Raw genomic sequence first — 16922 nt, 5'->3', positions numbered from 1 at the left:
TTCGCTACGATAATGTTAACCTAAAAACAACAGGAGGTTAACATTATGAGAAGATTTCACGTTTTAGATTTAGCATTAGCTGCCATGTTCGTTGCTCTTATGGCCATCGGTGCAAATATTGTTTCTTGGGCACCATTCCTGCAAGTAGCGGGCGTCCCATTATCTATGCAACCATTTTTCGCGATTTTAGCAGGACTTCTTCTTGGAAGTAGACTTGGTGCATTATCCATGACAGTATATATGCTCGTTGGCGTAGCCGGTGCACCAATCTTCGCTAACTTCAAAGCTGGATTCGGGGCACTTTTAGATCCTACTGGTGGTTTTATTATCGCATTTATTATTGTTGCTTACGTATCAGGAAAATTAGTAGAACAAAAAGAAAGACCAACATTCAGTACATTTGCGATTGCCTCTTTCACTGGAATTATTTTAACTTATATTATCGGTACTACTTACATGTACGGGGCGGTCAGTCTCTTCATGGGCGGTAATATGAGCTATAAAGCTGCTTGGATGATTATGATGTGGTTTGCAGTAAAGGATATTGTATTTACAATTATCGGTGCTATTATCGCACCTCGCATATACTATGCTGTACGTCGCTCTGCTTATCAGCATTCTCATTCGACAATTTCATAATAAAAAAGAGTTATCTCAGTATACTGAGATAACTCTTTTTTTATATTAAGACTCTTGATTTGTTTGTTCTTCTAAAATTCTCTTCATCATTGTAACCATGTCACCACGTAATTCTGGGTGTTGCAGGGCCATTTCGATTGTCGTTTGAACGAATCCTAACTTTTCACCTACGTCGTAGCGTTTTCCTTCGAAATCGTAAGCGAATACACGTTGAATTTCATTTAAGTTTTGGATTGCATCTGTTAGCTGAATTTCACCGCCGGCACCGACATTTTGCTGTTCTAAGAACATGAAAATTTCAGGCGTTAAGACGTAACGTCCCATAATTGCTAAGTTTGAAGGCGCTGTACCTGCTGCTGGTTTCTCAACGAAATTACGAACTTGGTAACGACGTCCTTCCTGCTCTAATGGATCAATAATTCCATAGCGGTGTGTTTCTGTTTCCGGAACAGTTTGCACACCAATTACAGAAGAAAGCGTTTTATCATATTCTTCGATTAATTGACGTAAGCATGGCTTTTCAGCTTGAACGATATCATCACCTAGTAAAACAGCAAATGGCTCATCACCGATGAATTTACGTGCACACCAAACAGCGTGTCCTAATCCTCTTGGTTCTTTTTGACGAATATAATGAATGTCTACCATTTTTGAAGAAGCCTGTACTTTTTCAAGTAACTCATACTTTTTCTTTTCTAATAAGTTTTGCTCTAACTCAAATGCATTATCAAAATGATCTTCAATAGAGCGCTTCGTTTTACCAGTAACGATAATAATATCTTCGATTCCTGATTGTATTGCTTCTTCTACGATGTATTGGATAGTTGGTTTATCTACTATCGGTAACATTTCTTTTGGCATTGCTTTTGTTGCTGGTAAAAAACGTGTTCCTAATCCAGCTGCTGGGATTATGGCTTTTCTTACTTTTTTCATCACAAAATACCCTCTCTTCTGTCAGAATCAATAACGATCATTTCCTTACATAAAACAAAAGGGAGATTTCACTCCCTTTTATTCCCTACTACTTAAAATTACCTTATATTATAAACGATTCATTATATCTTCTTTAATAGTAAGTAACTTTTGTTCACTATTTTGTAAAGAATTATCTTTTACACCAAAGTAGAACTTGATCTTCGGTTCAGTTCCAGATGGACGTAGGCAGAACCACGAACCATCCTCTAATTGATATTTTAACACATTTGATTTCGGTAAGTGAATCTCTTCTTTATGTCCATCTTGTAAAGATGTAACGATGCTCGCTTTATAATCTTCAACCGCTACGACTGTTAAGCCAGCTACTTCCTTCGGAGGATTTTCACGGAATGTCGCCATCATCTCTTGGATTTGTTCCGCTCCGTCTTTCCCTTTTAACGTTAATGATACAAGATCTTCACGGAAGAAACCGTACTTCTCAAATACTTCTAATAGACCATCGTATAACGTTTTACCTTGTGATTTGTAGTATGCGGCTACTTCACATGCAAATAGAACAGATTGTACCGCATCTTTATCGCGGCAGAATGGGCGGATTAAATAACCATAGCTTTCCTCATAACCGAATTGGAATTCATATTGTCCGCTTTCTTCATACTGTTTAATTTTCTCACCGATAAATTTAAATCCAGTTAACGTATCAACCGTATCTAAATCGTATGCCTTCGCAATTGTACGGCCAATTTCAGACGTTACGATTGTTTTTAATACAACACCGTTCTCTGGAAGTGTTCCGTTTTCTTTCTTTTGAGATAATAAGTAATCAAGCATTAATGCACCTGTTTGGTTTCCAGTTAATACTTGGAACTCACCATCATGATTACGAACTGCTACACCAAGGCGGTCTGCATCAGGATCCGTTGCGATTAACACATCGGCTTCAATTTTTTCACCGTCACGAATCGCATACTCAAAAGCAGCATGTTCTTCTGGGTTCGGTGATTTTACTGTAGAAAAGTTTGGATCTGGTAACTCTTGCTCTTTTACAACCGTTACATCTGTAAATCCAACTTCTTCTAAACCACGGCGCACAGAAACATTTGATGTTCCGTGTAATGGTGTAAAGACGATTTTTAAATCTTTACCAACCTTTTGTACCATTTCTTTATTAATAATGACATTGTTCAATTCTGTAGCATATGCATCATCTACTTCTTGTCCAATGATATGTAATAAACCGTCAGCTTTTAATTGCTCTACATCAGCTACTTCAACTGTTAATTCATCTTCTACTGCGTTTACGTAGCTAATTAACTCATCAGCTTCTTTTGGAGGCAACTGTCCACCATCTTCACCGTACACTTTATATCCGTTATATTCGGGCGGATTATGGCTTGCCGTAAGAACGATTCCACTTACTGTATGTAAATGACGAACTGCGAAAGAAAGCACTGGCGTTGGACGTAGGCTTTCAAACACATATGTAGTGATACCGTGTGCACCAAGTGTAGCAGCTACTTCCATTGCAAACTCAGGTGATTTATGACGAGAATCATACGCTACAACAACACCGCGCTTTTTCGCTTCTTCCCCTGATTTTTCAATAAATTTCGCTAATCCTTGTGTCGCTTTACGAACTGTATATACATTTAAACGGTTCGTACCAGCACCAAGTTCACCACGCATACCACCTGTACCGAACTCTAAATTTTTATAAAAGCTATCCTCGATTTTCTTCTCATCTTGCTTCATGTTTTCTAGCTGTTCTTTTAATTCTGCGTCTAATTCTGCATATGAAAGCCAGCGACTAAATTCTTGTTTCCAATTCATACTTTTATCTCCTCTCACATGTCTTACCTTCATTATATGAAAAAAGCAACCTGTATCTCAATATTTTTTAAAATCTAACAGGATTTTACTAGGAATATTTGTATACACTATGGTTAAATACTCCACCAAAGGGAATGAGGATTATGCAAGAATGGGGCTTGTCAAAAGAGCTCAAAATACAAACAAAACAAATGATTGAAGTTGCTGAAAAAGAACTATCGATTATGAGACAAGCAATCGATAAAGAAGATGAATGTATTTTGTGCAAAATGGAAGATATTCATCATATGTTAGCAAATGTACAAACACTGGCAGCTACATACTATATTCAGGCGTATTTATCACCTTATACGGAAAGCTCACAGTTTATCACAACAGCTGTCCAACATTTAAGCGCCCGAAAGCATGGTGCCCTTATTGTTGTAGAACGAAACGAGACGCTTGAATCTTGTATTCAAACGGGCACAACATTAAACGCTCATTTAACCGCTCCATTGCTCGAATCCATTTTTTATCCAGGTAACCCTCTTCATGACGGAGCTGTTCTCGTTAAAAATAATCATATTGTTTCAGCAGCTAATATTCTTCCATTAACGAAAAGCACAGAAGTTAATCCTGAGCTAGGAACACGTCACCGAGCTGCAATTGGCTTATCAGAACAAAGCGATGCACTTATATTAGTTGTCTCTGAAGAAACAGGACGCACTTCCTTTGCTTTAAATGGGACTTTATATACGATTTCTTTATAAGTAAATATAATAAGTGAAGGCTGTTCCAAAGTTTTGGAACAGCCTTCTTACATAATTTTATTCTTCTCCAAAACGTTCAACAAGTGTTGCCAGTGTACGTACCATTGCACCTGTTGCGCCAGATGGTCCTAAATCATGCGCTCCTGTTGTTTCAGATGTTCCAGCGATATCTAAATGTACCCAAGGTGTATCTTCTGCAAATTCACCTAAGAATGTACCAGCCATCACTGCATGTCCTTCACGGCCTGGTGAGTTATTTAAATCTGCAAATTTACTATTTCTCACACGTTCTTTATCGCGTTCGAAAATCGGTAATTGCCAAATTGGCTCATCCGTTTCCATAGAAGCTTCTAACACTTGTTCAAATAGTTCTTCATTATTTGTCATTGCGCCTGTCGTATGATTTCCAAGTGCAACAATTACACCACCTGTTAATGTTGCAACATCAATAAGGTAGTTTGCACCAAGTTTTTTCGCATACGTAATACCGTCAGCTAACGCTAAGCGACCTTCTGCATCTGTATTTAATACTTCAATTGTTTTTCCGCTCATAGATGTAATCACATCGTCTGGCTTAAATGCTGTACCACTTACAACGTTATCAGTTGAAGGAATAACAGCAATCACGTTTTGCTCTGGGCGAAGTTCTCCGATAATTTCCATCGCGCCTAAAACAGAAGCTGCACCGCCCATATCACCTTTCATACCGACCATACCTTCACGTGGTTTTAAAGAATAACCACCTGTATCATATGTAATCCCTTTTCCAACAAATCCAATTACATCTGTCCACTCTTCTTTTCCTTTATAAATAAGAGCGATCATTTTTGGTGGCTCTACACTACCTTGGTTTACTGCAAGTAGCGCTCCCATACCAAGGTCTTCCATCTCTTCTTTCTCAAGAACCTTATAATCCATATCATACTTTTCCGCTAATTCAACAGCATACTCAGCAAGCTTCGTCGCTGTTAATACGTTTGGCGGCATATTTACAAGTGTACGAGCTGAATTTGTTGCACGTCCATGCACGTAGCCAACTGTTAATGCTGCTTCAATTTCTTGTGCATCTTTCGTTGTAACAGCCGTAAACTTCTCTAACTCTACACAATCCTTTTTGTCTGTTTTATACGTTTGTAATTCATATGTACCAAGACCTTGTACTTCTGCCGCAATATGAGCTACATCAATCGCATCTAATTTCTCTGTTACGAAAGAATCCAGTAAGATTGCTGCATCTTGTACTTTTGCTGCTTGTAATGTTTTAAACGTCTTACCAAGAGCCGCACGTAACGTTTCTGTCGTGTAAGACTCTTTCTTACCTAAACCAACAAAGTAATAACGCTTCACATTTGTTTTTCCTAAGCTATGTACTTTTGAAATGGCTTTTTTCTTCGTAGAAAGTTCCTTTTCTTCTAATAAAGCTTGTAATTGTCCTTCAAACGCTTTGTCCAGTTCTTGTACAAAACTACTCGTTTTCTCTTCTTCAAATAAAGCAACAATTACCGCTTCATGACCTGCTAATTCTTTTTGTACTTGAAACATGTTCAGACCCCCTAAATTTCTCTGCCTCTATTATAACTTTATTTTCGATAAAATGCGACAATTCTAACTTCTATCACCTCTTATACAGTGAGATTATAGCCAGGCGGAGCTTCCTATAATTTCTACCACGATAAAATAAGACAAGAAAAAAGCCTAGCGTGATTACCACTAGACTATCTTTGTTTTAAATACTGTCCCCGAAACACTTGCATCGTTTTGTCTTCATTTAACATCGTTAACTCTTCTTCTGTAAACTTACCATTTCCTATTTTCACTACGTATACATTTACCTTTTTCTTACCCCATTGGCTATAAACATCTTTCACCGTATCATAATATAAATCAAGACGGTTTCCTTTTATCGCACCGCCCTTATCAGCAACAACCCCATACCCGTATTCTGGCACGAATAGAATCGTTCCAATCGGAAATACGCGTAAGTCCGCAGCGATTGTGGAATATAAATCCCGTTTCGCTTTCACACCTGAATATGTAATACCATACTCCGGATGCCCCGGACTCTTACCAGTTGACTCCACCCCTGACGTATAACCAGTTGCCGTCATTTCAATTGTACGATATTTAGACCAGTCATTTTCCTGTTCTAAAGCATTTATCACTTCTTTACTCGGAACAACTTTTCTCTCAATTTCTGCTGCATGTACTTCTTTTGCACCCGTTTCTTCATATGATTTTAAAATCTCCACTAAAGAAACTCCAGTGAAAGCCTTCCATGTTACGCATAATGCGAGTGCAAGTAAACAAGTCATCGTAATGCGAATACAATATCGTTTTAACATTTTTATATTCCACACTCCTTCATCGTTAATCATTCCCTATACGATGAAGGAATATGCAAAAAAATAATCTCCAAACGAATTGGAGATTAAAACATTTGATATCCACTTTTCCGAAGTTTTTTAATTACAACTCCTGCTAAAGCAGCACCTACTAATCCGGTAGATAGAATAAACATATCTGCTTGTCCTAAATGCGATACACTTGTCCCAAATGAAGAAAATGTTTCTTTTGGCTTTGAAAAATAATCCCACACACTCGCATTATTAATAATAAGCATACAAACAATCGGATACACAATAACCATGACCCATGTAGCTCGCAAAATCATGTTGAGTAAAAATCCAATTCCAAAAAACAAAATAAAGAATAACATCATTGAAATAAGTAGTACCGGTATACTCACTCTTTCTCCCTCTCCTTCGCATGCGCTGTAAATACGTGATAGGCGGTATAACCAAATTGCTCTCCTGGATTTAATGTTTTGTCCATTTCAAGATGCAGTTCTGATCTTCCTTCTAACAAATATTGAATAAGCACAGACGTATTTGGATCGTCCGCTATAGTCTCTGGATGTAAAAACGCTACTTCAGACAATTCCTTCTCCTGCACAATAATAGTTTCTCCTTCAGGCTCCAAAAGGAAAATAATCATATTATCACTGATCTCATTACGAATAACGCCCGATCGAACACCAATGATTCCCTTCACATGAGCGACAATGCCTGTCTCTTCTAACACTTCACGTTTCACAGCTTCATCAACAGTCTCACCTTCATCCACAAAACCAGCCGGTAACGACCATTTCCCCTTTAATCCACTGTATTTCTTCTTAACGAATAGCCACCTGCCATCTTTTGTAGCTACTAAACCACTAACAGCTAACCATACTTTCCCGCGCTTCCCCATGATGCAACCTCCTCTACTAGAGAGAACAGAATATTCTTTCTTTTTTATATATTATACTATATTTTTAAGTACACTGTGACTTTTCCTTTCTTAGGGTAATACACCATTGCCATCAACTTAAAAAATTGGCATTTCCCCATATCGAAAAAGAATGAGCTGAATTATTATAACTAACTCTGGAAAGATAAAATTTTCATTTGGGGGATACTTCAAAATATTAGCCTGATGGACATAGGTATCACCACATGTCCATGGATTAAAGAAAGAGCCTATTATTAAACTGTGCCCTACTCTTTTGGTCGGAAGAGGTGCTATAGATGAACGCAAAGATATATAGAGCTCAACTGTTTTCTTGGTCTAAGAAGGACAAAGTAGAAATAGTAGAACTCATTTCTGCCGGCATAGGTATGGCCGGACCTGTTCTGTTCGCCACAGTTCTAGGCCATCCCGATCTTGGTTTTGTTGCATCGGTCGGCAGTTTGGCAGTCAGTAGCGTGAAAGTCGGTTCGAGTTTTATAAATCACGGGGAAAGGTTGGCGTCAGCGCTCATATCAGTAATGCTCGCTGCGATTGCTGCTGTTCTCTCTTTCGGACATGGCTCTCTGACATTCGGAGTCTTGCTCCTGCTGGTCAGCCTTGCTGCGTTAATTGGCGGATATAGTCGCGCCTTGGCGGTGGCAACAACACGCTTTGTCATATTCCTGATTATCATCCTCAACATGTTCGACCAGACGGAGTACCGGATGGAACTAATTTTTTCAATCTTAGCAGGGGCCATTTGGACCGTCAGTATCAGCTTGGTGCTAGGCATCTGGGTACACCGTTGTTTTAAATCATCGCTGGACGGGGCTGTGAAAGAGCCAACATCGAAAAAAATCATTCTATGGTGGAATTCTCTTGCACACCTATCCAGTTGGCAATTCCCAATCAGGCTCGTATTATGTCTAGGTATAGCTGAGGGATTGCGAATACTTTGGCCCGAGCACCACTTCTATTGGATTGCAATTACCGTAGCGATCCTTACTCAGCGGAAAATAGAACTCTTTCCAATCAAAACAACACAACGAGTGCTTGGTACAGTAATCGGCGTGATTGTTGCGAGCTTGCTTCTCGCAACTAGTCTACCAGTTTGGGGATTAGTTATAAGTATCGGGCTATTCGCAAGTGTTCGACCTCTTCTAAAGGTTCGAAATTATCTTGTATACTCTGCAACCATGATTCCGCTCATTATTTTGATCATGGAAGCCGGCAAGCCGTTTCATTCTAGCATTCTGTTTGACCGTGTATTTGCAACCCTTATCGGTGCAGTCATCGTTATTACAGTGAACTTGATATTCAGTAGAACGATGGTGAAATCAGTGTAAAGATGATTATCTAGGGAAAGTTGCTTTAATATTTCGGGTATCTTTTCCAGTTGAACAAAATCCCCCCTAAAATGAAAAAATACGCTATTCTTTCTGTAGAATCATCAGAAAGGATGGCGTTTTTGTATGTCTATTTCTGTATCTGATGAATTACAACTATTTGCTAAAGAATTATATAGAAGGAAACGAAACAGTGGCCTCGCGAATCTGCATTTTCTTTCTTCGGAAACGCAATTATTCTATATTTAATTCCTTTCACTTTTCATCCTCTTTTTATTACTATATCGAAAACGTGTACTATACAAAAAAGCAGAAACAGCTCATAGCCGTTTCTGCTTTTTCTATTATATATTAAAATAACTTCAATTTACCTTTTTTAAGAACTAATAAAGGTCCACCTAGTAAGAATAGGTAACGGTTATCGATGACTTTCTTCATGAAGGAAGCTTTCCAACCTGTTAACTTTTTACCCATAACAACGCCCATTGCATCGTCATGACCTAATGAACATACAGATCCTTTATTGTCGAATGCGAATTTTTTCATTTCGCCTTTGCCACGAACTAATACAGTTAAGTTGTGTGCAATGTTGTAACCTTCTTGAATTGCGATTTGCGCTGTTGGTGGGTATGGACGATTAATTTCTTCGTTAATGATTAACGCTGCGTCACCAACCATGAATACATCTTCGTATCCTGGAGCGTGCATGTACTCATCAACTTTTACACGTCCACGCATTGCTTCAAAGCCAGACTCTTCCACAATACCGTTACCACGAACACCTGCAGCCCAAACTACTGTTTCAGACTTAAGTAATTCAGTATCGTCACCGTTTGCAACGATAATACCTTCTTCAGTTGCTTCTTTAATTGCTGTACCGATGCGGAATTCTACACCTTTTTTCTCAAGTTGTTTTACAGCATATTCTACTAATGCTGGATCAAAACCAGGAAGTGCTGTTGGAGCAGCCTCTACACAGATGATACGTGCTTTTTCACGTGGTACATTGTACTCTTTGCAAAGTTCAGGAACACGGTTTGCAAGCTCACCTACGTACTCGATACCAGTAAATCCAGCACCACCAACAACGATTGTTACTAGCTCATCGCGTTGTTCAGTTGCATATTGAGCGAATTTAGCTTCCATGTGCTCACGAATTTGACGAGTTGCATTAATGTTAGCAATTGAGAATGCGTGCTCTTTTAATCCTGTAATGCCGAACGTTTCTGACTCGAAACCAAGACCGATTACTAAGTAATCATACTCTAATTCGCCATTCTGTAAGATAATGCGTTTTTCAGAAGCCTTAATTTCTACTACTGTATCTTGTACAAAGTTCACTTTATTTGTATCGATAACGTCTTGAATATCTAGACAGATTTTTTCATCTTGTAATGTACCAGCTGCGCTCTCGTGTAACCAAGTTGCTTGGTAGTGATAGCTGTTGTTGTTTACTAACGTAATTTCAGCTTCATTTACAGATAATGCTTTTTGCAGACGAACAGTCGTAATCATCCCGCCATAACCTGCACCTAAAACTACGATTTTTGGAGTCTTCACCAAATCACAACCCTTTTCTTTATATAATAGTAATGAAAAATAATACCAAGTACTAAAAACTCTATTTGTCAAGAATGTGGAATTTATCACATTCTATATCGTAACAAAACGCAGTCAAAAAATCGTACGAATTTTGTCATAGAAATTTAACATAATACTTCCCTATATTAGTCGGTTTCATACCAGAATTCAAGCACCTGGAGAATTATCAATATTTTAAAATAACATAGCGTTTTCAAGGGTTTTTCAGCCTTTTTTTCATGTATTTTCCTTTCTCTATATTTTATATAATTAAAAAAGCATCTATGCAAAAACTTACACACAATTCAGTCGTTTTCAGAAGTATTATGAACTCAAATATGCTATCATTTATTTGAAAGTGTCATCATTTGCAGGATTTTCGTGTACATATGAACAATATATGAAATCAATATCAAAATTCCATCTATGGGGGGAAGGAAAGTGGCAGAAAATCAAAAAGTTTACGACATAACGATTATTGGTGGTGGTCCAACAGGACTATTCACAGCATTTTATGGCGGTATGAGACAAGCAAGTGTCAAAATCATTGAAAGCTTACCTCAACTTGGAGGACAATTATCCGCACTCTACCCTGAAAAATACATTTATGATGTAGCTGGATTTCCGAAAGTGCGTGCACAAGAGTTAGTTGATAACTTAAAAGAGCAAATGAAGAAATTTGATCCAACCGTTTGCTTAGAAGAAGCTGTTGATACACTTGAAAAACAAGCTGACGGTATATTTAAACTTGTTACGAATAAACAAACTCACTATTCTAAATCAGTTATCATTACTGCTGGCAATGGTGCTTTCCAACCACGCCGCTTAGAATTAGAAGATACAGCAAAATATGAAAAGAAAAACTTACATTATTTTGTTGATGATATGAATAAATTTGCTGGCAAACGCGTCGTAGTATTTGGCGGCGGCGACTCAGCTGTAGATTGGACAATGATGTTAGAACCAATCGCTGACAAAGTTACAATCGTTCATCGCCGTGATAAATTCCGTGCCCATGAACATAGCGTTGAAAACTTACTGAATTCTCGCGCAGAAGTAAGTACACCATATGTTCCAGTTGAACTTATTGGTGATGACAAAATTGAACAAGTCGTTCTTCAGCACGTAAAAACAGAAGAAAAAGTTATCATCGATGTTGATGACGTAATCGTAAACTACGGCTTCGTATCTTCGCTTGGTCCAATTAAAAACTGGGGCTTAGATATTCAAAAAAACAGCATCCTCGTGAATTCAAAAATGGAAACGAATATCCCTGGCATTTATGCTGCTGGTGACATTTGTACATATGAAGGAAAAGTAAAACTCATTGCTTGCGGCTTTGGTGAAGCACCGACAGCAGTAAACAATGCAAAAGCTTACTTCGATCCAAACGCAAAACTTCAGCCTATGCATAGCTCAAGTATGTTTTAATATAGAAATGAAAAGAACTCCTTTTACACGAAAGGAGTTCTTTTGTTATTGTGCTCCCCTCTCCTCCCCCTAAATAAAATACATTTTATATCTTTTTTCCTCATCTATTTTGTTTAATAAAAAGCACTATTAACTTCCAAAATATGTTACAATAAAACAGAACATACGTTTTGTTTAATGGAGGGAGATTTTTAAATGAAAGAACCTATTATCGTAAAAAAAGAAGCTTTCCAAGCAATTGGCGTTTCAACTACGACAACAAATGAAAAAGAGGCATCTACTGAAGGAAAAATCCCACAACTTTGGAACCGCTACTTCCAAGAACAAATTATGCATCACATCCCAAATCAACAAACTAAAGAAACATTCGCTTTCTATTCAAACTACGAATCAGATGAAACGGGTACATATACATTTACGATTGGCATGCCTGTTTCTTCATTAGAAGATGTTCCTGAAAATATGACAAATTTAACAATACCTGCCGCTACATATGCGGTATTTACAACGAGAAAAGGTCCAGTTTCTGAAGTCGTTTGCGAAGCTTGGGAATATATTTGGCAATGGTCAAAAGAAAATAAGCGTGCTTTTACAACAGACTTTGAGCTTTATGATGAAAGAGCGTTAGATCCAAATAATGTACAATTGGATATTTATATTGCGCTAGCTTAAAAAAAGATGCCTCTTCGGCATCTTTTTTGTCGTTAAATAGCTACTGTGCAAATCCAACATTATTGTCTACAATGAGAAAGTGCAGTATAGAAATATTAGAAACTGTATAAAACGATTGTTAACAGGTTTTTTAGTTTAAATTTGTCACATAGAAAGGAAGCAATATGGAGGAACTACAACAAAATAAATCTGCTTTAGAAGCAAATGCGAAACCGCTATTAAAAAATACGAATTTCCTTTTTCTTTGGGCAGCTACCCTTTTTTCAAGTTTTGCTTTAGCCTTTTTTACATTTTCACAAACATGGTACATAGCAAAAACATTAAACCTTGAAGCTTCACTCGGTGTTGTTTTCGTGGCTCTAAGTGTCCCAAGGCTTATTTTTATGATTGTTGGCGGCGCTGTAGCTGATAAATTCCCAAAAAAAAATATTATGTTTTACTCCAATATTATTCGAGCGATTCTTGTCGCAACCATTCTCACATGGTTCATCGTCGGTGATGTAACACTATATACATTTGCTTTATTCGCTTTATTCTTTGGACTTGCTGACGCTTTCTTCTGGTCCGCAGACGGATCTATTCTGCCTGAACTTGTAGAAAAAAGCCGTTTAACACAAGCAAATTCACTTACTCAAATGACAAATCAAGCTTCTGTCATTCTAGGTCCGATGCTTGGCGGGATTCTTATTAAATTTACTAATTATGAAACGATTTTTTCAATTACAATCCTGCTACTTATCATCGCGGCCATACTCGTTCAAAAAATACAATTTACAATGTCCGAAAAAAATGAAACAGATAAAAGCATGTTTACCTCTATTAAAGAGGGAATTTTATATGTAAAAGAATCACCATTTCTTTCAACTTTCCTTATTTGTAGTGCCTTTTTAAATTTATTTTTAATCGGTCCGATGCAAGTTGGTTTCCCGCTCTTCGTCAAAAATGTGCTGCACGGTGATTCACTCCAGTTTAGTTACTTAGAAGCTGCTGTTGGAGGCGGGATGGCGATAGGAGCTGTCATTGTCGGTTTAAAAAATATTAACCGCAGGCGTGGTCTATTTTGTATTATCATGATGCTACTGTCTGGTGTATTCTTCCTATCCATCAACTTTAGCACTGTACTTTGGCAAGCATTATTAGCCGGCATGTTTTACGGTATTACAATCGCAATGGCGATCGTTCCACTTATGGCAATGATCCAATCCACAGTAAAAGAAGAGATGATGGGGCGCGTAATGAGTTTACTTATGCTATCATCCATGGGCTTTATCCCGCTTTCTTATGCATTCACATCAATTGCACTTGCAATGGGAATTCCAATCGTAACGGTTATGAAAAGCGGCGCAATTGCTGTTATCGTCTTCGTGCTATTTGTAGCGATTCGTGTTCCGGTTGTAAGGAAATTCGATTAATAAGCAAGAGTCATGTATTATACGCATGGCTCTTTTTTAAACGGATCAAATAGCGGTATCCCCTTACTTCTCCTTAATGCCGCTCCCCACTCTAATCCAATCTCTAAAAATAAGTCTCGCACTGTACTGTATAAAAGCGCCCCAATGTCTTTACGAATTTCCCCATATTTATGTGCCCTCACAACACTTTTCACGCGCCAAATGAAATTTCCGTTCACTTCTTCATCAGCTAATATTTGTTCTAGTAGAACACCTTGCTCAAATAGTCCACTTTTTTTATAGGCAAGTTCCACCTTACTCCACAGCATGTTAATCTTCTTCGGATTACTTGTCATCGGCACAAGTGCGTATACAAAAGGCTTCGGTATATCATGACGACAATACGTTGCATCAAGCTCGTACGTTACTTTTCTTTTCTCTTTTATTTGTGGAAGGTTTTTAGAAAGAATTGTTTCCCCCTCATTTTTTTGCTCCATTGCATTACAGCCACCTGCACGATCCTCATTTTCACATGCGGACATTTTCATACGGTCATCCATGCGGTCAATTGCAGATGTAAGAAATACATATAAGTTCGCACTATACCCGCCGCGCTTATGTCTTTCTTTTGTTGCAACACGCTTAATAATTCCTAATTCCTCTAATTTTGCAATTGAGCGACGTACTGTACGAATACTCTTTCCAACATTCGTCGCAATCGTCTCCATTAACGGACAAGCGACTCCTACTGTTTTTTGTTTCTCATTCACCGCATATTTTCCTAAAAAATGAATAATGATAGCATCCGTTTTATTCAATTGAAATCGGTAGCACTTCAAAACTTGTTTTTGATATGTATTAAACTCTTCTTTACTTCGAAATTCACTATATGGTTTCATTAAATTATATAAGCTTCCCATTTATATCACCTCACTTATAAGTAAGAGGCAGGAAGTAAAATTGGCGTGAGAGTTAATATTTTTTTACTGGAGATGAAAATATGATCGTAATTAGCGCTTGTTTAGGTGGTATCGCTTGTCGGTATGACGGGAATGACAATCTTGTTTCAAAAATTGAGGAGCTTCTGCAAAAAGAAGATACAGTCCTCATTTGTCCTGAAGTATTAGGAGGATTACCAACGCCTCGTCCTTCCGCTGAAATTATAGGCGGGAATGGCGATGACGTTTTGGATGGAAAAGCGAAAGTGATGACAAAAGACGGTGAAGATATCACAGAAGCTTTCGTACGTGGTGCTTATAAAGCATTAGAACAAATTAAAGATTTACACCCAGAATATATTATTTTAAAAGAACGTAGTCCATCTTGTGGTAGTTCTACGATTTACACTGGAGAATTTAACGGCAATAAACAAACTGGTTACGGGGTAACAACTGCTTTATTTAAAAGACATGGCTTTACAGTCATTTCAGAAGAGGATTTTGAGAACGAAAAAAGGAATTGACCCTGTTCGTCAATTCCTTTTCTATCTGTCTTATTTCACGCCTAATTTTTCTTTCACTTTCGCTGGAAGCTCGTCTTTCTTCACTTCTTCCCAAGCTGATACACCTTTTTTATCTGAATGATATACACGCAGGAATGCTTCTTTACGTAAGTTTTTTTGAGCTGTGAATTCTAATTCTTTCTCTTTACCTTCTTTATCAAATCCAGTTAGCTTATATTGGTAATCTTTATAAGGCTGACCATTATCAGCTTTACCATTATACTCTTTTCCATCTACTGTAATTTGAACGTAATACTCATCTTTCCCCATACGGTTAATATCACAACCAACTAACAAACTTGCAAAGACAACTAAAATACTAAAAAGTGCAATATATCTTTTCATTTCCTTCACCTCATGTGTTTTTTCTTATACTCTTATCTTAAAGTCCGGGGCTCAAAGAAGAAATTCAAAAACATGACATGAACATTACACTTTTGTAAGATAATAATTATCGCTTCACTCTAGAAACCGTCATTCCATCACCAATTGGAAGGAGTACAGATTCTAACCTCGGATGATTGGCTACTACTTCATTAAACTTCTTCATCATTTCTGTATACCGTTTTTGTTTTGCACTTTCATCTGCCACGACACTTGTTACGGATTTTATCACGCAATCCCCTTTAACGCATGCATTAGTGGAACAACCTTAGGCTATTTGTTATCCATTTTTCTGTACCAACTGGCGATTTCGTTTTCAATATGTGAAAAAGGATTTCTAAATGATGAATTGAATATATATTTATTTTTCTCTAACTTTTGAGCGAAAGTTTTTTACATACGTTTCATTCTGTCCTAATTTAAAGTTTTCGAGGGGAGAAATAATATGGATCCTATTTTATTAGATGTTCCGTTACAAATAGAAACAGACAGACTCATTCTTCGAGCACCACTTCAAGCTGGTGAAGGTAATGTAGTACATGAAGCTATTAAAGATTCAATTCGTGAATTAAAGCAATGGTTGTCTTTATTTCAGTCAATTCCTACTGTTGAAGAAACGGAAGTTCTCCTGAGAAATGCGCATATAGATTTTTTGAAAAGAGAAAGCTTTCGCTATCTTATCTATCATAAGGAGACTCATGATTTTATTGGAACTGCTAGCCTTCACGGAATTAATTGGAAGGTTTCTAAAGGTGAAATTGGATACTGGGTTAACACGCAATTTAGTGGCAGTGGATATATGACAGAAACAGTACGTGCGTTAACAAACCTTGGATTTCAGTTATTCAAATTTAGAAGGATTGAAATACGATGTGAATGTAATAACACGAAAAGTCGTGCGATCCCTGAAAAACTAGGCTTTGAGCTTGAAGGGATATTACGTAATGAAGATCTTTCAGCTGATGGTAAACAACTAGTTGATACTTGCATCTATGCAAAGATAAAGTGAAACTTTAATCCGCCCTCGCTAATCGGGCTTTTACGGCAAAAGAAAAGACCTTTTTAACGATTTATTCCATCGCTAAAAAGGTCTTTCCCTATTGCTACTAAAATCTTAGCACTCTTCCGGCTTACCAGCATTCGATGCTGTACGGAAAGATGATCCACATCCACATGATGCGATTGCGTTTGGATT

At 37.6% G+C, this 16922-nt stretch carries 18 protein-coding genes and 1 pseudogene; 8 read left to right on the top strand and 11 right to left on the bottom strand.

Annotated elements, in window-relative coordinates; genetic code table 11:
- Positions 1–45 precede the first annotated feature (45 nt).
- Positions 46–639: a biotin transporter BioY gene (locus tag COC96_RS25495; RefSeq protein ID WP_098769630.1), complete on the top strand. Its 594-nt coding sequence runs from the start codon at positions 46–48 to the stop codon at positions 637–639.
- A gap of 45 nt (positions 640–684) precedes the next feature.
- Here the strand turns inward: COC96_RS25495 and galU are convergent, their stop codons facing one another.
- Both galU and COC96_RS25485 read right to left on the bottom strand, forming a co-directional pair.
- Positions 685–1572 (bottom strand): UTP--glucose-1-phosphate uridylyltransferase GalU, encoded by an 888-nt coding sequence (gene galU, locus COC96_RS25490; RefSeq protein ID WP_098268426.1) that lies wholly within the window; start codon positions 1570–1572, stop codon positions 685–687.
- A 108-nt stretch (positions 1573–1680) separates the two neighbouring features.
- A complete protein-coding gene (locus tag COC96_RS25485; RefSeq protein WP_098769628.1) occupies positions 1681–3405 on the bottom strand; it encodes a phospho-sugar mutase in 1725 nt (574 codons plus the stop codon).
- A 143-nt stretch (positions 3406–3548) separates the two neighbouring features.
- On the opposite strand from COC96_RS25485, the gene cdaS reads away from it, so the two are divergent.
- Positions 3549–4154, top strand: coding sequence for a sporulation-specific diadenylate cyclase CdaS (gene cdaS, locus COC96_RS25480; RefSeq protein WP_097904301.1), 606 nt, complete (start codon positions 3549–3551; stop codon positions 4152–4154).
- 57 nt (positions 4155–4211) lie between these two features.
- Here the strand turns inward: cdaS and pepA are convergent, their stop codons facing one another.
- The 4 genes from pepA to COC96_RS25460 all read right to left on the bottom strand — a co-directional run bounded on the left by pepA (position 4212) and on the right by COC96_RS25460 (position 7403).
- A complete protein-coding gene (pepA, locus tag COC96_RS25475) occupies positions 4212–5696 on the bottom strand; it encodes a cytosol aminopeptidase (protein WP_098769626.1) in 1485 nt (494 codons plus the stop codon).
- 173 nt (positions 5697–5869) lie between these two features.
- On the bottom strand, positions 5870–6496 hold the full coding sequence (locus COC96_RS25470) for a 3D domain-containing protein (RefSeq protein ID WP_141536147.1): 627 nt from the start codon (positions 6494–6496) through the stop codon (positions 5870–5872).
- 86 nt (positions 6497–6582) lie between these two features.
- Positions 6583–6900, bottom strand: coding sequence for a YuiB family protein (locus tag COC96_RS25465; RefSeq protein ID WP_097904298.1), 318 nt, complete (start codon positions 6898–6900; stop codon positions 6583–6585).
- On the bottom strand, positions 6897–7403 hold the full coding sequence (locus tag COC96_RS25460) for an NUDIX hydrolase (protein WP_098268404.1): 507 nt from the start codon (positions 7401–7403) through the stop codon (positions 6897–6899). The genes COC96_RS25465 and COC96_RS25460 overlap by 4 nt, the downstream gene beginning before the upstream one ends.
- A gap of 317 nt (positions 7404–7720) precedes the next feature.
- Here COC96_RS25460 and COC96_RS25455 point away from each other — a divergent pair, with 317 nt between their 5' ends.
- Positions 7721–8767, top strand: coding sequence for an FUSC family protein (locus COC96_RS25455; protein WP_098268403.1), 1047 nt, complete (start codon positions 7721–7723; stop codon positions 8765–8767).
- A gap of 351 nt (positions 8768–9118) precedes the next feature.
- Here the strand turns inward: COC96_RS25455 and COC96_RS25450 are convergent, their stop codons facing one another.
- Complete coding sequence (locus COC96_RS25450) at positions 9119–10327, bottom strand: NAD(P)/FAD-dependent oxidoreductase (protein ID WP_141536145.1); 1209 nt, start codon at positions 10325–10327, stop codon at positions 9119–9121.
- A 462-nt stretch (positions 10328–10789) separates the two neighbouring features.
- Between COC96_RS25450 and COC96_RS25445 the strand changes: the two genes are divergently transcribed.
- The 3 genes from COC96_RS25445 to COC96_RS25435 all read left to right on the top strand — a co-directional run bounded on the left by COC96_RS25445 (position 10790) and on the right by COC96_RS25435 (position 13863).
- Positions 10790–11779 (top strand): NAD(P)/FAD-dependent oxidoreductase, encoded by a 990-nt coding sequence (locus tag COC96_RS25445; protein WP_141536146.1) that lies wholly within the window; start codon positions 10790–10792, stop codon positions 11777–11779.
- A gap of 195 nt (positions 11780–11974) precedes the next feature.
- The gene (locus tag COC96_RS25440) at positions 11975–12451 is read left to right on the top strand and encodes a GyrI-like domain-containing protein (RefSeq protein ID WP_097904293.1); all 477 of its coding nucleotides are present in this window, start codon (positions 11975–11977) and stop codon (positions 12449–12451) included.
- A gap of 164 nt (positions 12452–12615) precedes the next feature.
- Complete coding sequence (locus COC96_RS25435; protein ID WP_098268400.1) at positions 12616–13863, top strand: MFS transporter; 1248 nt, start codon at positions 12616–12618, stop codon at positions 13861–13863.
- A gap of 17 nt (positions 13864–13880) precedes the next feature.
- Here COC96_RS25435 and COC96_RS25430 read toward each other — a convergent pair whose 3' ends face one another.
- Positions 13881–14762, bottom strand: a complete 882-nt coding sequence (locus COC96_RS25430) for a helix-turn-helix domain-containing protein (protein ID WP_098769624.1) — start codon at positions 14760–14762, stop codon at positions 13881–13883.
- A gap of 80 nt (positions 14763–14842) precedes the next feature.
- Here COC96_RS25430 and COC96_RS25425 point away from each other — a divergent pair, with 80 nt between their 5' ends.
- The gene (locus COC96_RS25425) at positions 14843–15304 is read left to right on the top strand and encodes a DUF523 domain-containing protein (protein ID WP_098268398.1); all 462 of its coding nucleotides are present in this window, start codon (positions 14843–14845) and stop codon (positions 15302–15304) included.
- A gap of 30 nt (positions 15305–15334) precedes the next feature.
- Here the strand turns inward: COC96_RS25425 and COC96_RS25420 are convergent, their stop codons facing one another.
- Entirely contained in the window at positions 15335–15688 is a 354-nt protein-coding gene (locus tag COC96_RS25420) for a YxeA family protein (RefSeq protein ID WP_088232149.1), read from the bottom strand.
- A gap of 106 nt (positions 15689–15794) precedes the next feature.
- Positions 15795–15959 carry a methyltransferase gene (locus tag COC96_RS25415; RefSeq protein WP_098268397.1) on the bottom strand — a complete coding sequence of 55 codons (165 nt, stop codon included), beginning with the start codon at positions 15957–15959 and terminating at the stop codon, positions 15795–15797.
- Between the two features lie 213 nt (positions 15960–16172).
- Here COC96_RS25415 and COC96_RS25410 point away from each other — a divergent pair, with 213 nt between their 5' ends.
- Positions 16173–16736, top strand: a complete 564-nt coding sequence (locus tag COC96_RS25410) for a GNAT family N-acetyltransferase (RefSeq protein WP_098268396.1) — start codon at positions 16173–16175, stop codon at positions 16734–16736.
- A 105-nt stretch (positions 16737–16841) separates the two neighbouring features.
- Here COC96_RS25410 and COC96_RS25405 read toward each other — a convergent pair.
- A pseudogene (locus COC96_RS25405) lies at positions 16842–16922 on the bottom strand (iron-sulfur cluster assembly accessory protein); the annotation flags it as partial.

This window comes from Bacillus cereus, assembly GCF_002577405.1.
GTDB classification, from domain to species: domain Bacteria; phylum Bacillota; class Bacilli; order Bacillales; family Bacillaceae_G; genus Bacillus_A; species Bacillus_A cereus_AU.
The sequence above is the reverse complement of the archived record's forward strand: the minus strand, read 5'-3'. Positions and strand labels throughout refer to the sequence as shown.

Coding starts and splice junctions, on each gene's coding strand:
- COC96_RS25495 (WP_098769630.1), top strand. CDS start 46: ATGAGAAGATTTCACGTTTTAGATTTAGCATTAGCTGCCATGTTCGTT.
- galU (WP_098268426.1), bottom strand. CDS start 1,572: ATGAAAAAAGTAAGAAAAGCCATAATCCCAGCAGCTGGATTAGGAACA.
- COC96_RS25485 (WP_098769628.1), bottom strand. CDS start 3,405: ATGAATTGGAAACAAGAATTTAGTCGCTGGCTTTCATATGCAGAATTA.
- cdaS (WP_097904301.1), top strand. CDS start 3,549: ATGCAAGAATGGGGCTTGTCAAAAGAGCTCAAAATACAAACAAAACAA.
- pepA (WP_098769626.1), bottom strand. CDS start 5,696: ATGTTTCAAGTACAAAAAGAATTAGCAGGTCATGAAGCGGTAATTGTT.
- COC96_RS25470 (WP_141536147.1), bottom strand. CDS start 6,496: ATGTTAAAACGATATTGTATTCGCATTACGATGACTTGTTTACTTGCA.
- COC96_RS25460 (WP_098268404.1), bottom strand. CDS start 7,403: ATGGGGAAGCGCGGGAAAGTATGGTTAGCTGTTAGTGGTTTAGTAGCT.
- COC96_RS25455 (WP_098268403.1), top strand. CDS start 7,721: ATGAACGCAAAGATATATAGAGCTCAACTGTTTTCTTGGTCTAAGAAG.
- COC96_RS25440 (WP_097904293.1), top strand. CDS start 11,975: ATGAAAGAACCTATTATCGTAAAAAAAGAAGCTTTCCAAGCAATTGGC.
- COC96_RS25435 (WP_098268400.1), top strand. CDS start 12,616: ATGGAGGAACTACAACAAAATAAATCTGCTTTAGAAGCAAATGCGAAA.
- COC96_RS25430 (WP_098769624.1), bottom strand. CDS start 14,762: ATGGGAAGCTTATATAATTTAATGAAACCATATAGTGAATTTCGAAGT.
- COC96_RS25425 (WP_098268398.1), top strand. CDS start 14,843: ATGATCGTAATTAGCGCTTGTTTAGGTGGTATCGCTTGTCGGTATGAC.
- COC96_RS25420 (WP_088232149.1), bottom strand. CDS start 15,688: ATGAAAAGATATATTGCACTTTTTAGTATTTTAGTTGTCTTTGCAAGT.
- COC96_RS25410 (WP_098268396.1), top strand. CDS start 16,173: ATGGATCCTATTTTATTAGATGTTCCGTTACAAATAGAAACAGACAGA.